Here is a 16,053-nt window from a genome sequence, read left to right on the forward strand (position 1 = left end):
AGGCAACAGTCAAGAAGGCTTATTAGTTCTACTGAGTTTTTTCAGAAATTAAATATGAGTCCTATATTGATTTTTGAACAAAACTCAGTACACCTTTATTCCTTCTTCCCAGTACCCAATCCCTAATCCCTTACCTCTACGAGTGATTCAGAAATCAAATCTGATTGCTATATAAATTAAATTGATTATGAATTATGGAAATGGAACACACCACCTATAAATTTTGGCGGTGTGTGATGGCTAATAATCATTAAATAGTCCCCGATAATACTATTGTGGCGTCACATATCAGAGAAATTTAATATTTATTTTATAGATAGGTTTTGCAGTAAAGAATAACCAGTGAACACTGATAAATGAATATTGGAGTTTCGTCAAAAGATGAAATCGATAATAACTAATGATTATTTAAATTCTTCCTCAAGCTGGAGACAAATGGCGAGACACCTGTCTTAATCTTCCTACTATGGAACTAGGAAAGCCACTGAAAATTTCAGATTTGATCCGTGAACTGCGGCAGCAGCTCGATCTCTCTCAGGAAAAGTTTGCAGCCAAGTTGGGAGTTTCTCTGCGAACAATCAATCGCTGGGAGAACGGATCTACAGTGCCTTCACAGATGGCACTAAAGCTAATTGAAGAAATGTTACAGAAAATGGGCGAACCAGGTAAAACACTAGTGAAAGAGTATCTCTCAAACGCGGAGCAACGGGAGGACTCTTAAGATGATGGTGAAAGTACCCGAAAAAATTTTGATGATGCGTTCTTGGTTCATAGCTTATGGTGTGATGATTGTGGCAGTTATAGCGGCGTTGCTGCTGACAAAACTGTTGCTGCCAGTTTTTGATCCGAGCGTATTCCCATTATTTTATGCTGCTGTGGCAGTCAGCGCTTGGTACGGCGGCATGGGACTTGGAGTGCTAGCGATCGCTCTTTCTGTGACAACTGCGCTATATTTTTTGATTGAGCCAGTCTACTCCTTTGATTTCTTCAGCCAAAACGTTTTGGTAAGATTAACGACGTTTTCACTAGTATCCTTCTTAATTACCGCCCTTTCTTCAGAGTTGCAAACTGCTAGACGCAAGGCAGAGACAAGCCTAAAGTTGTTGCAAAATAGTGAGATGCGGTTTAGCCGACTGGCAGAATCTAACATCATTGGAGTGATTGTCACTGATGTGAAGAACGGCTCCATCATAGAAGCCAATGATGCTTTTCTGAAAATGGTTGGCTATAGGCGAGAAGATTTGTCCGCTAACCAAATGAACTGGCGCGATATTACCCCACCAGAGTATCTTCTTTTGAGTGAGCGTTCAGTGCAAGAACTGAAAACCACCGGAGTATGTAAGCCCTTTGAGAAGGAATATATCTGCAAAGATGGTACAAGAGTTCCCATTTTGCTCGGTTCTGTCCTTGTGGGAGATGCTGAAGAAACGGTTATTGGCTTCGTTGTTGATTTGAGCGAACAGCAAGCTGCACTACGTGAACGCAAACAAGTAGAACAAACTTTGCGAGAGAAGGAGGAGCGTCTGAGGTTAGCTAACGAGCGGTTTGAGTTAGCTGCATCTGCGGTAAACTGTCTCATTTATGACTGGAATTTAAAAGAGGATACTGTTGAAAGAACTGAGGGATTAACTCGAATTTTGGGCTATTCTCTCGCTGAAGCTGAAGCAAATGGTAATTGGTGGCGCGAGCTTGTGCATCCAGAGGATTTGCAACGTTTAGAAGATGAGGCGGGAGTTGCTTTGGCAAATAGCGATCGCTATACTGCGGAGTATCGAATTCGCAACAAAGATAATCAGTACATCTATGTGTTAGATCAGGGGATAATAGTACAGCGAGATGCTGATGGTAACCCACTACGTTTAGTTGGCAGCACTACAGATATTAGCGAACGCAAGCAGGCAGAGAAGGCAGTCCAAGCAAGTGAGGAGCGGCTTCGGAGTTTTGTGAAAGCGAATGTAGTTGGTATTCTTTTTGGTGATGTGAATGGTAGTATCACCGAAGCCAATGACGAGTTTTTGCGAATTGTCGGCTATACCCAGGAGGATATCCAAGCAGGTAGATTACGGTGGACTAATATCACGCCATCTGAGTACCAATATTTAGATGAACTGGCTATTACCGAGGCAACAGCGAAGGGAACCTGTACTCCTTATGAGAAGGAATTTATTCGCAAGGATGGTTCTATTGTCCCAGTTGTAGTTGGTTACTCTCTTTTAGGAGAATCTCGACAGAAATCAGTTGCATTTATTCTGGATATTAGTGATCTCAAACAAGCTAAAAAAGCACTGAGTCAGAGTCAAGAGCAATTCCAAGCTTTTATGGACAATATTCCAGCCGCAGCATGGATTACGAATGTAGACGGGCGTGTAGTTTACCTCAGTCCAACTTATTTGAGCACATTTGACTTAGCAGTAAATAAGGCGATTCATAAAAACATTTTTGAGCTATACCCAGCCCAAATTGCTCAACCTCTCCTCGATAACATTAGAATGGTTGCCGAGACAAATCAGGTTGTTCAAACGATTGAGTCTGCTCCACGCACAGATGGCACCCTCGGCGAATTTTTAGTCTACAAGTTTCCCATTGCCAATGCATCTGGGCAACGTCTAGTAGGAGGGGTTGCAATTGACATCACCGAACGCGAACGCGCCCTTCGGGAACGTCAGCTTGCAGAACAAGCTTTACAAGAGCGCAGTGAAAGACTCAAACTGCTCTCGGAAACAACCAGCGATTTGCTTTCAACTGAGCGCCCCTTGGATTTAATGAACAGCCTGTTTAGCAAACTCTCGGCGCAGATGGATTTGCACTTTTACTTCCACTATCTAATCGATACACATGAAAATAAGCAAAAACTTCGGTTAGTAGCTTGGAATGGCATCACTGATGAAGTATTTCAAACAATTGAATATCTGGAATTTCATCAAGGTATGTGCGGAATGGTGGCACAAGAACGCCATCAAATTGTTATTAACGATGTGCTGCACTCTACCGTTCCAAATGCCCACATTCTCCGTGCTTTGGAAATCACAGCCTACGCAGGTCAACCATTAATTGCTCAAGGAAAGCTGCTTGGTGTTCTCTCTTTTGCCAGTCGCACCCGTACTCACTTTACTTCTGGGGAAATTACTCTATTACAAGCAACTTCTGATCAAGTGGCGGTTGCTCTGGAACGCGCTGATTTAATGGCTTCGTTACAGCGACGCAAAGAAGAATTGATCCAAGCTAACCGGATCAAAGATGAATTTTTGGCGGTTCTTTCTCACGAACTTCGCACGCCGCTAAACCCGATCCTGGGATGGTCGAAGTTACTGCAAACCAAAAAGTATGATGAAGCAACCACGACTCGCGCTCTCGAAACCATTGAGCGTAATGCCAAGTTGCAAACCCAATTAATTGAAGATTTGCTAGATGTCTCTCGCATTCTGCAAGGTAAACTTAGTCTGAATATTGCTCCTGTAAATCTGGCAACTGCGATCGCTTCAGCCATAGAAACTGTACGTCTAGCCGCTGAAGCCAAATCTATCAATTTGCGATTTACGATTTTAGACTTCGGCTACGCTCAGTCGAACGATTTTGGATTAGAAAATTCTCAAAGAAATTTAGAATCTATCGATTTTATCAAGCAACCTGACAATCTCAAATCTCAAATTCAAGTTGCGCTGGAAGCGCACCAGAGTGGCGACTCCAAATTTCTCGTAACAGGTGATTCCAATCGCTTGCAGCAAGTTATCTGGAATTTACTTTCCAATGCTATTAAATTTACACCCCAAGGTGGAGAGGTAGAAATCAGTTTAGAGTCTGTTGGTTCTCAGGTTCACCTTCGAGTCAGTGATACAGGTAAAGGGATTAACCCTGACTTTTTACCTTATGTCTTTGACTACTTCCGACAAGCTGATGGTGCAACTACCAGAAAATTCGGCGGACTGGGATTAGGATTAGCTATTGTTCGTCACATTGTCGAGCTACATGGTGGCACAGTTAAGGCAGAAAGTTTGGGTGAAGAACAGGGAGCAACCTTTACAGTCATGCTACCGTTGCTCAAGATTCATCTAAATAGCCACCAGATTGTCTCTCAACTTGATGATTCACCCGATCTAAATGGGTTGAAAGTTCTGCTGGTGGATGATGAGCGTGATACACGAGAGTTAATTACTTTCATTCTGGAGCAGTCTGGCGCGGTAGTAATCCAGACCGCATCTGCGATGGAAGCATTACGAATTATGCCTCAGTTCCGGCCAAATCTGCTGTTAAGCGATATTGGAATGCCGGAAGTAGATGGATATATGCTAATGCGTCAAATTAGAGCTATGTCACCAGAACTTGGCGGGAAAATTCCAGCGATCGCTCTCACCGCTTATGCCGCTGAGGTTGATTATCAACAAGCAATTGCCGCCGGATTTGGGCAGCATATCACCAAGCCTGTGGAGCCAGCTAAGTTACTCCGAGCGATCGCCAACCTAATTTATAGTTGTAGTAATTGTTAATTGAGAGACATAATTAAGTTTACAACTCGTTCCTTAACTTCATCTCGAACCCGACGAAAATATTCAATTGAGTGCCCTGCTGGATCATCAAGTTGCCAATCTTCAAACACATCTCTTAATACCCACTCTTGGGGTAAGTTAACACCACAACCACATAATGAAATCACAGCATTATAATCATCGGCGTTGAAATCACTTAAAGGTTTAGAAGTTTGATTGCTAATATCAATACCAATTTCTGACATCACTTTAACAGTGATTGGATCTATCTCATTTGGTGCTAAACCAGAACTTGTAACAGCAATTTTATTTTCTCCTAACGTTCTTGCAAATCCCTCCGCCATTTGGGAAAGGCGGAAATTATGCGTACAAACAAACATTACTTTTTTCATAATTCCTCCTCTTTTTTATCAAACAGAATTCAGGAGTCAGGAGTCAGAAAACAGACATGAATTCTGCATAACTGGCGGATAGTGCAGCGTTGGAGAATAAGGACTAAAATCCTTACTACAAACTTGCTTACCCATAACTTTAAATTTGATAGACTACTACGGAAATCGTCAGAGGTAAAAGCCACCTCTGGCGATACTTTGCAATTAGATTTAGTCTAAGCACAACATGGCTTATTAACAGCCTTGACTACCCCTGTCGAATTAGCTGTAGTCACTAAATTCTTTTCTGGTGCTGTATCTCCCACCTTCACCACAAAAACTTCCCAGCGGTTCCCGTCTGGATCTGTTACCCAAACTTTGTCTTGCAAAGCGTAACAACAATCAGTATTATCCTCGGTAAATAATGCTAATCCTGACTCCGTAAACCTTTGTATAGCCGATCGCACTTCTTCTGTACTTTCAACTTGTATACCCAGATGAGACAATGCACCACCAGCTTTGACGCTAGGGGCTAAATTCAGTGTCAGGTTTAGCGCGGGGCTGGAAATATCAAATTTGGCATAGTCATCTTTATACTTCACAGGTTCCACACCAAACATTGCCCGATAAAATGCTACAGACTTTTCAACGTCAGTAACATTCAAAGCTACATGAGTTTTCAGAATTGCCATAATTTTGCTCCTTGTAAAATTTTTGAAAGATTACGAATTACGAATTAGCAATTAAACCGTGGATCTCGTAACGTTGCCTTTTCTGGCTCCCTTCGGAACCAAAATGCCGTTCGCTTACAAACTTCAACCAGCATCAACATTACTGGCACTTCGATTAAAACACCTACCACCGTAGCAAGTGCAGCACCGGAATTTAAGCCAAACAGCATTACAGAAGTTGCGATCGCCACTTCAAAATGATTACTAGCTCCAATTAATGCTGCGGGTGCGGCATCCTCATAAGATATATTCAGCTTCAATGCTGCCACATAACTAATCAAGAAAATAAAATTAGTTTGGATGAATAGTGGCACGGCAATTAATAAGATGTGCAAGGGATTGCTAACAATCAATTCACCTTTAAAAGCAAACAGCAAAACCAAAGTCATCAGCAAGGCAGTAATGGCAATTGGACTGAGATACTTTAAAAATCTTCGTTCAAACCATTCTTTCCCTTTGTTTTGAAAAATCCAATAACGGCTGTACATTCCTGCCACTAATGGCAATCCGACATAAATCAGCACCGACAACACAATCGTTTGCCAGGGTACTGTTAAATCATTTGCCGCCAGTAACCACCTACCTAAAGGTGCATACAAAAACAACATCGTCAGAGAATTAACCGCCACCATTACCAAGGTGTGTCCCTGATTGCCGTAGGAAAGATAACCCCACAGCAGCACCATCGCAGTACAAGGAGCAATTCCCAGCAAAATCGTACCTGCAATGTAAGAATTAGCGATCGCAACTTCGTTACCACGAATTAATTCTGTGCCTGTAATTAACGGACGAAATAACCAACCTAAGAAAAACTGAGAAAATACCACCATCGTGAATGGTTTAATCAACCAGTTCACCACCAAAGTGAGAATTACAGGTTTTGGGGCACGGATAGCATTTGCAGCTTGGGTGAAGTCAATTTTCACCATGATGGGATACATCATAAAAAACAGACAAACTGCAATGGGAATTGACACTTGATAGATACTCAACGCATCCAGCGTCACCGCCACCCCTGGAAATAATCTCCCTAGTCCAATTCCTGCCAAGATGCACAGAAACACCCAAACAGTAAGGTATCTTTCAAAAAAACTGAGATTACTCCCTGCTTGTACTGGGGCTTTATTCGCTTGCGGATTCGTACTCATTGATGTAAGCCTGAAATATTGTTGGAGTGATAAGGAGGATGAGGGAGATAAGCAAAATAACCAATGCCCAATGCCCAATGCCCCATTCCCCATTCCCTAATCCCCATCTCCCGCTTTCCAAGCGATCGCTTTACTAGGTTGAGGATCAGGTAGCTTCAGAGTAATTAATGCTGCTGCTAGTACAAAGAACATGGATGTCCACAGACAGCCCACTAAACCGAAAAACTGATATACCAAACCTGACAAAACCGTTCCTGCTAATCGACCGCCAGAGTTTGCCATATAATAAAAACCAACGTTTAGCGCTACCTTGTCATCATCAGTAAACGCCAACACTAAATAAGAGTGAACTGCTGAGTTGAAGGCAAACACTACGCCAAAAACTAGAAGTCCGCCAACGATCGCAATATTTGCAGGTATACCTATTTGGAGAGCAAGAGCGATCGCAGCTGGAACTACTGTTAAAGTAAACGTCCAAAACTGGATGGTCTTTGATTGCGGTGGACGGCCAGAACCAAATCGCTGAATCAGTGTTGGTGCTAAAAATTGAATAACGCCATAACCAATTACCCAACAAGCCAAGAATCCACCAACCTGATAGAACGACCAGCCCAAGGTTCCACGTAAGAATACTGGCAATCCCACAACAAACCATACATCCCTAGAACCAAAGAGAAAGAATCGTGCCGCCGAGAGAATATTAATCTCTTCGCTCTTAGAAAACAGCTGGCTAAACTTGATTTTCTTCTTGATTTTGCCCATTCCTTTAGGCAGCATCAGCCCAGAAAACATAATCAGGGAAAGTCCCCCTGCCATAATCCACAGGGAATTGATGAAGCCAACCGCAGCCAAAAGAGCGCTACCGATAAAAAAGCCAACTCCTTTGAGAGCATTCTTAGAACCCGTCAGCACCGCCACCCATTTAAACAAAGATGATTGGGCATCCTGGGGTACTACCAATCGAATGGCACTTTTAGAACTCATCTTAGTCAAGTCTTTGGCAATCCCAGAAAATGCCTGTGCCACCATCACATAACCGACTGCAATCCACTGTGCCCAATTTGGATTGAGGAAGGACAGCATGACTAGAGAAAAAATCTGTAATCCGATGCCGCTATAAAGTGTTACCTTCAATCCGAACTGGGAACCAATCCAACCGCCTAAAAAGTTTGTGACAACTCCAAACACTTCGTAGAACAAAAACAGAAAGGCAATTTGTATCGGGGTATAGCCAATTTGGTTAAAATATAGCAACACCAGCATTCGCAACGCACCATCGGTGAGGGTGAAACCCCAGTAGGCGAGGGTGACTAGGATATAGTTCTTGAAATTGGCGCTATGAGCTGTAGTAGAAGCCATGAGGGAGTGGGGAGATGAGGGGCAGGGGGAGCAGGGGAGGCAGGGGGAGCAGAGGGAGAAAATGCCCCATGCCCATTACTTTTTCAGACTCAGAGCTACTTTACGGGCGAGTTCAACCATCCGGTTGGCATAGCCCCATTCGTTGTCATACCAAGCGAGTATTTTCACTTGCGTCTCGTTTACCACCATTGTGGAGAGGGCATCAATGATGGAAGACCGAGGATCGTCTTTATAATCGATAGAGACTAAAGGACGTTCTTCATATCCCAGAATTCCTTTGAGCGGTGCTTGTTCTGAAGCTGCTTTTAGTAAGCTATTAATTTCTTCTACGGTTGTGGGTCGCACAACTTCAAACACGCAGTCTGTTAAAGAAGCGTTGAGCAAGGGTACTCGTACTGCCAAACCATTGAGTTTGCCGTTGAGTTCGGGATAAATCAACCCGATCGCAGTTGCCGATCCAGTAGTGGTAGGAATCAACGATAGACTAGTAGCCCGTGCGCGGCGTAAATCCTTATGAGGGGCATCCACGATGGTCTGAGTATTGGTGTTGTCATGGATTGTGGTAATAATTCCATGCTTAATCCCCAAGCCTTCATGGATCACTTTCACGACTGGAGCCAAACAGTTAGTTGTACAAGAAGCCGCAGTTAGTAAATGATGGTTTTCAGGCTCATAAAGTTGATCATTAACTCCCATGACAATATTCAAGGCTTCTTCCTTCACCGGAGCAGCCACAATCACCTTCTGTACTCCCCGCTTAAAATACGGGTCTAAGGTGGCGGGAGTCCTAAATTTACCGGAGCATTCCAGCACAATATCAACACCCAACTCTTCCCAAGGGACTTCGCCAGGTTGGGAATGTTCGCTAAAGCTTAAGGGTGTGCCATCAATGAGGATGCGATCGCCTTGTGCTTCTACTTCTGATGTCCAACGCCCGTGGACAGAATCAAATTTGAGCAAATGAGCCGCAGTAACAGCCCCACCTTTAATCTCATTGATATGAACAAACTCAAGTTCTGACCAACCCCAGGCAGCCCGCAAAGCTAGCCGTCCAATTCTGCCAAATCCGTTAATGCCAACACGTACTTTCATCAGTTTTCCTAAGTTTATTTAAATTAATGGGTAGCAGTAAACTGATTCCATAGTGCGTTTGTAGTAAGGACTTCAGTCCTTAATTCTTTAAGCACTAAAGTGCTTACTACGAACTTCTCAGAACTTTTTCGATAGACCACTATTACTTTTGAAAAAGTCAGTTTTTTTGAGTAAAATTACTACTTTTGTGGTGTCTTCAACAAATCACTAATTTGGAAGTTGATCTGCTCCTTACCTGCAAATACTGTTCCTTCTTTACCAGCTTGAAAGTTTTTTTCTGCCAATTCATAGGCTTCACTAGGTAAAGGCACATACCCAACCGAACTGGTTGTTATCGGTGCGTACTTGAGGTAATAATCTACAAATTCTTTGAGTTCTGGCTGATTTTGCAGAGATTGAGCATTAACATAAATCAACAAAGGTCGAGCTAATGGCTGATATTCAGCTTTTTCGACAGTTTCAGGTGATGGCAACACTGCTCCTTTGCCGCTATCAATTGCCAGAGGCTTTAACCGAGTTTTGTTGTCTTCGTAATAAGCAAGCCCGAAATAACCCAAGGCATTAGGATCTGTGCCGACTCCGCGCACTAGGGCGAGATCATCTTCACTGGAGATGTAATCAGTGCGGCTGGCTCTGGTTTTACCAACAATAGCTTCTGTAAAGTAATCAAAAGTACCAGACTGACCACCAGCACCATACAGGTTAATTGGTTGATCAGGCCAAGACGATCGCACTTGGTTCCAGCGAGTGATTTTTCCTTGGGCATTTGGTTCCCAAAGCTTTTTCAATTCGGCTACGGTAATATCTTTTGCCCAGGTATTTTCGGAATTCACCGCAACAGTTAGCGCATCAAAGGCAACGGGAAGCTCGATAAACTTGACACCATTTTTGTTACAAGCTTCTATCTCTGCTTTCAAAATGGGGCGCGAGGCGTTGCTGATGTCTGTCTCTTTGTTACAAAATTTCTTAAATCCCTCACTAGTACCGGAAAAGCTTAGGAGAACTTGTCCTTTGTACTGCTGCTTGTTTTGTTGAAACTGGTTAGCGATCGCTTCGGTGATTGGATACACTGTGCTAGAACCATCAATCTTGATTGCCCTCACCTTTGCCGAATCACTGACTTCTGCAACCTTTGGTAACGACTGAGTTTGAGTAGATGAATTAGGCGTGGCTGTGCAACTTGTCGCAAAAGCCAACACTCCAAATACGAGAGCCAAATTCTTTGCTATTGCGTTCATTGACCTGGTAATTTTGAAAGTATGTTTATATCATTTCAAAAAAACTTGATGTGTCAATATCAAGCATAGCATGATACATAAAAATTCATCAAAAAAAGTTGATGCATTTATCACGGTTATGGAAAACAGGCAGGAAAAACAGTCAAAAGAATCATTTTCCTTAGTTCTCGGAGCCGGACTTTGCCTGTGTACCCGCGAATTTTCTTCGCCTTGGCTGCTATTACAGCGCTTCCGGCTATTATGCAATACAATTTTCTTCTTACCTCTCTCCTATCATAGCTTTCAGCTTTGAGGCTGTACCTCATAGCCGCCGGAAGTGCTGTAAACCGCAGGTTATGAGAAAATTTATAAAATTTAGAGAATGTTCTTGGAAGAGATCCCGTCGATTAAGTGATTTATGATATCAGAACTGCCAATAATTACAAGCGATCGCCTATTATTAAGAGCAGCGATCCATGAAGATATACCCCAAATTCTCAAATACTTCATTGATAACAAAACTTATCTCACTCCGTTTTACCCTCTTTGGGCTGATGGGTTTTTCACTGAAGAATATTGGCAGTATCAGATAGAGAATAGTTTTCTGGAATTTCTCAATGGGCAATCGTTAAAACTATTTGTTTTCACCAAAAAAAATCCCACTGTAGTTATTGGAACGGTCAATTTTAGTAATTTTGTCCGAGGAGCCGCTCATTTTTGTTATGTGGGATATAGCCTTGCTGAAAGAAAACAAGGTAAAGGATATATGACAGAAGGGCTGAAATCTGCAACTCTATATCTCTTTCAAGAGTTAAATTTTCATCGGGTCATGGCTAATTACATGCCTCACAATCGGCGTAGTGGCAATGTACTTAAAAGACTTGGTTTTGTCATTGAAGGATATGCTAGAGACTATCTATTAATTAATGGGCAATGGGAAGATCATATTCTGACAAGTCTCATCAATCCTAATTGGCAAGCACCTAGATTTTAAAAGAATTCGTAATTTAATTATTAGGGTTATAAATTCAAAAGTAAAAGACCATTTATAAAGTAAACCTTAAATTTCTAGATGCGTTCAAGCAGCCCATAACGCACCTAGAAATATGTTACGTTACGGCTAAATTAGGGTTTCTAAAATCCTCAAATTGTTAGAGATTGTTTGAAAAGTAGTATGTTGTGATTTTAATTGAATTATTACCCCCCTTGGTCCCCCCTTATAAAGTGTGGAAACAATAAAATCCAGTTCCCTCACGCCACATGCTTCAAGTCGGCGAAGCCGCCCAACGCAGTGGCTCCCCTTTATAAGGGGAGGGCTAGGGTGGGGTAAAAAATTTTATACATCAATCATGACTTTTCAAACATCCTCTTACATAGCCGTAACATACCTACTTAATATTTAATTTATAAATAGGCTCTGATTGTAGATCACAATATCATTATGTACTCTAGATTTTGATGGTAGCGCTACCATATTTTAGATATGGGTCGCTTTTTGCATCTATGCTGATGCTGAAGCCAGAGGTAGTATTAAGGGAAGAATGAATTAAGCTTTGCTCGTAATGACTCTGGCTGAAACTCCAAACTACAATAATTCTAGCAATCCTTTTCTCACCCTCAACTACGAAAGCGCCTTAGAATCTCTAGGCGATGACTACTATGATGAGGTTGCAGCAGCAGAATTTCCCCAACACATCCTGCGTTGGCGTAACGATGAACTATTACCCCGTTTCGGTCTAGACCCCCAAGTAGTCAAAGACGAAGATTTCATCACAGCTTTTGGCCGATTTCAGGGGCGCAAACCCTTATTGGCATTGCGTTACCACGGCTATCAATTTGGTGAATATAACGGACAGTTGGGCGATGGTAGGGGCTTTCTCTACGGGCAAGTACGCGCCAATGATGGCGAATTATACGATTTTGGCACGAAAGGTTCTGGAAGAACGCCCTACTCTCGTGGTGGCGATGGTTTGCTCACGCTCAAAGGTGGGGTGCGGGAAGTTCTGGCTGCGGAAGCACTGCACCACTTAGGTGTACGTACCTCGCGCTGTCTGACCATGATTGAAACAGGTTTACCCCTTTGGCGGAGCGATGAACCTTCACCGACTCGTTCATCTGTGATGGTTAGGATGAGTAGTTCTCATATTCGGTTTGGCACTTTTGAGCGACTGCACTATTTCCAGCGCCCAGATTTAACTAAGAAGCTGTTAGACCACGTAATTGAGCAGTATTATCTACACTTAAGTGCTGAAGAAGATAAATATGCCCTGTTTTACGCCGAATTAGTTAAACGCGTTGCAGAACTAGTAGCTCAATGGATGGCGGCTGGTTTTTGTCATGCAGTTCTCAATACTGATAATATGTCGATTACTGGAGAGAGTTTTGATTATGGCCCTTACGCGTTTATCCCGACTTACAACCCATCCTTTATAGCTGCATATTTTGACTATTATGGACGCTATTGTTACGGTAATCAACCAAGTATTTGTAAGTTGAATTTACAAATGCTCCAGGAACCTTTAAAGGCGATTATTGCTCAAGGCGAAATGGAAGCTGGATTAGCTAGATTTGATGAGTATTATCAAGCTGAATACAGTTCTTTGATGTTGAAAAAGTTGGGTTTTGTGGAATTGCCTGATGCACAAGCTCAAGAACTCTTGGATCTAACGATTGAATTTTTGAAAGAGAGCCAAGTTGGTTATCACCAGTTTTTTTCTGACATGGCTCACACTTTTTCATCTAAATGGCGAGATGAGCCAGGTTTTGTGATGAATAGTTCAGATATTGTACCAGTACCGGGTGCGTCAGGAATTTTTGATGATTGGTGCATACTATACCATAAAATTTTGAATGATCTGGACTGCGATCGCATCGATGTAATTGCCCAAACTCTAACTGTTCATAATCCCAAAACGGTATTATTAAGACCTGTGATCGAAGCTACTTGGGAAGCAATTACTCAGGAAGATAATTGGCAGCCTTTTTATGATTTATTGCAGCAAATAAAATCTAAAAAGTAGTCAATTCATAGCTATTTTATTCTTAATTTCTACAGAGTTATTAAGATTAAATTTTCTGTAATTGACACGATCAATAATCTCAGAAGAGACGTTGCAATGCAACGTCTCTACATCAGTTAAGCGCTATTTATACAAAATTGTGGGTTTTTGAGATGCGATAAATCGCCCAATACGTTTCGGTTAAGGCAAGAGACGCGATAAATCGCCGTCTCTACAAGTGTTTTGGTCTTATCTGAACTGTATTGAACTATAAACTGAATTTTATAACCCACATTCCGCACTTCAAAATGTAGTATAAAAGCCTAAATAATGATTTCCGAATACAAGTAAATAATAAGACATGTGAATCTTTAATAAACTCGCAGAAATAAACCTGTGTGACGAAGACGGTGAGGCTTACATTGCTGAGAAGAAATTGATTTCAAGCTTTGTCTAAAACTAAATAGACATTGGTTCAATCCAAGTGAGACAATTCATATAAACTCAAAAACATTTGAGGGTAAAAAATGTCTCCAATCGAAAATACTCAAATTAAAAATATTGACCATTTAGGAATAGTAGCTGGGTTAATTGATGAAATAGGAATAGTTGAAATAATTAATTCCCAATTAGGAATAGACCCTCGTGAAAAGATAACAGCAGGAACACTGGTGAAAGCAATTTTAATCAATGGATTAGGATTTGTCTCAAGACCTTTATATTTATTTAGTCAGTTTTTTGATGATAAAGCTATCGAAATATTATTGGGAGAAGATGTAAAAACTGATTACATCAATGACGATAAAATTGGCAGAGTTATGGATAAGTTATATAAAAGTGGATTGAATAATCTGTTTATGGAAATTGTATTATCAGTAATTAAAAAATTTAATCTATCTACAAAATACTCACATTTGGATGCAACATCATTTCATCTGCATGGAGAATACAACAGTGAAGAGCATCAGGAAAAAGAATCGGAAATAACCAGGGAAAGACCAATAATTATCACTAAAGGATATTCTCGTGACCACAGACCAGATTTGAAACAATGTGTTTTAGATTTAATAACTAGTAGTGATGGAGACATCCCATTATTAATGAGAGTTGGAGATGGAAATGAAGCGGACAAAGCTGTATTTGGCAAAATCTTAGTAGAGTTTAAAAAGCAAATAGATTTCGATAGTATTATGGTCTGTGATAGTGCATTATATAGTCAGGAAAATCTCAATTTAATTGCACATTTAAAATGGATAAGTAGAGTGCCAATGACCATAAAAAAAGCACGAGACTTAGTGCAATTGGTAGAGATAGAAGAGAGAAACACACAATCAAGAGAGAAAGGGGTAGCCCAAACTTTAGATGAATACCAGTGGAAAGAAGAAATAGTAAATTATGGTGGGATTAAACAAACTTGGCTGATAGTAGAAAGCCAAAAAAGAAAGTCCAGTGATTTAGAGAAGCTAGAGCAAAGGCTCAAGAAAGAAAAAGTTAACGTTGAAAAACTACTACAAGAATTAAAAAGAGAAGATTTTGAAACTCCGCAGACAGCCAGATATAAACTAAAAGTCATCAATAAAAAGCTGAAACTCTTTGAAATTAAAGAACTCCAACTTTTTGAAAGTCAGTCAAAACAGAAGAAAACTGTTTATAAAATCTCAGCAGAGATTCATGAAAAACTAGAAGAGATAGAAATCCTCAGAAAATCAGCCGGAAGATTTATTTTAGCGACGAATTTAGTTGATGACGAAAAGTTAACACCCTCAGAAATTATTACAACTTATAAAAATCAACAGTCTTGTGAAAGAGGATTTAGATTTCTGAAAGACCCTTTATTTTTTGCAGATAGTTTTTTTGTAGAAAACCCTGAGCGCATTGAGACGATGTTATTTTTAATGTCTTTGTGTCTGTTAGTTTATAATCTTGGTCAAAGGGAACTGAGAAATAGCTTAAAAAGACTCAAAGTCGGCATCAAAAATCAACTAGGAAAATTAACAATTTCTCCTACCTTAAGATGGGTCTTTCAATGTTTCCAAGGAATTCACTTTTTGACTTTAAATGGGATTAATCAAGTGATTAATTTAACCTCAGAACGCCATTATATTTTGAATTGTTTACCATCATCTTGTCAAAAGTATTATCTACTTTCTTAAGCTAAACACTGTTTTCAGATTGAATCAAAATTTATCAACATCTGGAGGAACAATCATTGCTCTTCAAAATCAGCGTCCTTGCATAACCTATTTTATGGGTCAAATTTTTTATATTTGCTCATTTATCTTCATGCGTTAGATTCATTCTGTACTCTAGTTCTTAACTATCCTAATTTTTGGCTTTTCTCTTCCTCGTAATCTTTTTATACTTCAATTTGAAGTGCGGAATATGGGTTATAAATATAAAAATCCCGATTTAATTGCGAGAAAATACGTAGGTTTTCTGTCAAATCTAAAAGTAAAATTTTATTCAGCTTTGGCAATTATAAATCACGTCTACACAGACTAAATCGAAAGTTCTGATGTTTTAAAGCCTGACTTCAGAATTCTTTTTGTCTGCGCTGGTTATTTTCAAATCAACGTAATTAAAGTTGGTTTGTGTAGTAGCAAATTCTATTTTGCCAATCTTTTTCAAACTTCTATAGCATCTAAGAAAATC

At 40.6% G+C, this 16,053-nt stretch carries 11 protein-coding genes; 5 read left to right on the forward strand and 6 right to left on the reverse strand.

All coding sequences use genetic code 11. The annotated features are described in order from the left end of the window. Positions 1-466: 466 nt before the first annotated feature. Both RRG12_RS05130 and RRG12_RS05135 read left to right on the forward strand, forming a co-directional pair. Positions 467-721, forward strand: coding sequence for a helix-turn-helix domain-containing protein (locus RRG12_RS05130; RefSeq protein WP_069070934.1), 255 nt, complete (start codon positions 467-469; stop codon positions 719-721). Position 722: 1 nt separating this feature from the next. Beyond that, positions 723-4,484: a PAS domain S-box protein gene (locus RRG12_RS05135; RefSeq protein WP_420758590.1), complete on the forward strand. Its 3,762-nt coding sequence runs from the start codon at positions 723-725 to the stop codon at positions 4,482-4,484. On the opposite strand, the gene arsC is transcribed toward RRG12_RS05135, so the two are convergent. From arsC to RRG12_RS05165, 6 genes are all read right to left on the reverse strand, one after another. Next, a complete protein-coding gene (gene arsC, locus RRG12_RS05140; protein WP_420758591.1) occupies positions 4,481-4,876 on the reverse strand; it encodes an arsenate reductase, glutathione/glutaredoxin type in 396 nt (131 codons plus the stop codon). The genes RRG12_RS05135 and arsC overlap by 4 nt on opposite strands. Positions 4,877-5,091: 215 nt before the next feature. Then, positions 5,092-5,547, reverse strand: coding sequence for an ArsI/CadI family heavy metal resistance metalloenzyme (locus RRG12_RS05145; RefSeq protein ID WP_420758592.1), 456 nt, complete (start codon positions 5,545-5,547; stop codon positions 5,092-5,094). A gap of 44 nt (positions 5,548-5,591) precedes the next feature. Then, positions 5,592-6,734: an ACR3 family arsenite efflux transporter gene (gene arsB, locus RRG12_RS05150; protein WP_420758593.1), complete on the reverse strand. Its 1,143-nt coding sequence runs from the start codon at positions 6,732-6,734 to the stop codon at positions 5,592-5,594. Positions 6,735-6,830: 96 nt separating this feature from the next. After that, positions 6,831-8,093, reverse strand: coding sequence for an organoarsenical effux MFS transporter ArsJ (gene arsJ / locus RRG12_RS05155; RefSeq protein WP_420758594.1), 1,263 nt, complete (start codon positions 8,091-8,093; stop codon positions 6,831-6,833). Between the two features lie 75 nt (positions 8,094-8,168). Beyond that, entirely contained in the window at positions 8,169-9,185 is a 1,017-nt protein-coding gene (locus tag RRG12_RS05160; RefSeq protein WP_420758595.1) for an ArsJ-associated glyceraldehyde-3-phosphate dehydrogenase, read from the reverse strand. A 179-nt stretch (positions 9,186-9,364) separates the two neighbouring features. Further along, complete coding sequence (locus tag RRG12_RS05165) at positions 9,365-10,423, reverse strand: PstS family phosphate ABC transporter substrate-binding protein (RefSeq protein ID WP_420758596.1); 1,059 nt, start codon at positions 10,421-10,423, stop codon at positions 9,365-9,367. A gap of 397 nt (positions 10,424-10,820) precedes the next feature. On the opposite strand from RRG12_RS05165, the gene RRG12_RS05170 reads away from it, so the two are divergent. The 3 genes from RRG12_RS05170 to RRG12_RS05180 all read left to right on the forward strand — a co-directional run bounded on the left by RRG12_RS05170 (position 10,821) and on the right by RRG12_RS05180 (position 15,554). Beyond that, positions 10,821-11,396 (forward strand): GNAT family N-acetyltransferase, encoded by a 576-nt coding sequence (locus RRG12_RS05170; protein ID WP_420758597.1) that lies wholly within the window; start codon positions 10,821-10,823, stop codon positions 11,394-11,396. Positions 11,397-11,964: 568 nt separating this feature from the next. Beyond that, entirely contained in the window at positions 11,965-13,422 is a 1,458-nt protein-coding gene (locus tag RRG12_RS05175) for a protein adenylyltransferase SelO (RefSeq protein ID WP_420758598.1), read from the forward strand. Positions 13,423-13,928: 506 nt separating this feature from the next. Then, positions 13,929-15,554, forward strand: coding sequence for an IS1634 family transposase (locus RRG12_RS05180; RefSeq protein ID WP_420758599.1), 1,626 nt, complete (start codon positions 13,929-13,931; stop codon positions 15,552-15,554). The last annotated feature ends 499 nt before the right edge of the window (positions 15,555-16,053 follow it).

This window comes from Nostoc sp. CALU 546 (genome assembly GCF_048836525.1).

Excerpts from the sequence above, each read along its gene's own strand:
- RRG12_RS05130 (WP_069070934.1), top strand. The coding sequence starts at position 467 with ATGGAACTAGGAAAGCCACTGAAAATTTCAGATTTGATCCGTGAACTG.
- RRG12_RS05135 (WP_420758590.1), top strand. The coding sequence starts at position 723 with ATGATGGTGAAAGTACCCGAAAAAATTTTGATGATGCGTTCTTGGTTC.
- arsC (WP_420758591.1), bottom strand. The coding sequence starts at position 4,876 with ATGAAAAAAGTAATGTTTGTTTGTACGCATAATTTCCGCCTTTCCCAA.
- RRG12_RS05145 (WP_420758592.1), bottom strand. The coding sequence starts at position 5,547 with ATGGCAATTCTGAAAACTCATGTAGCTTTGAATGTTACTGACGTTGAA.
- arsB (WP_420758593.1), bottom strand. The coding sequence starts at position 6,734 with ATGAGTACGAATCCGCAAGCGAATAAAGCCCCAGTACAAGCAGGGAGT.
- arsJ (WP_420758594.1), bottom strand. The coding sequence starts at position 8,093 with ATGGCTTCTACTACAGCTCATAGCGCCAATTTCAAGAACTATATCCTA.
- RRG12_RS05160 (WP_420758595.1), bottom strand. The coding sequence starts at position 9,185 with ATGAAAGTACGTGTTGGCATTAACGGATTTGGCAGAATTGGACGGCTA.
- RRG12_RS05165 (WP_420758596.1), bottom strand. The coding sequence starts at position 10,423 with ATGAACGCAATAGCAAAGAATTTGGCTCTCGTATTTGGAGTGTTGGCT.
- RRG12_RS05170 (WP_420758597.1), top strand. The coding sequence starts at position 10,821 with ATGATATCAGAACTGCCAATAATTACAAGCGATCGCCTATTATTAAGA.
- RRG12_RS05175 (WP_420758598.1), top strand. The coding sequence starts at position 11,965 with ATGACTCTGGCTGAAACTCCAAACTACAATAATTCTAGCAATCCTTTT.
- RRG12_RS05180 (WP_420758599.1), top strand. The coding sequence starts at position 13,929 with ATGTCTCCAATCGAAAATACTCAAATTAAAAATATTGACCATTTAGGA.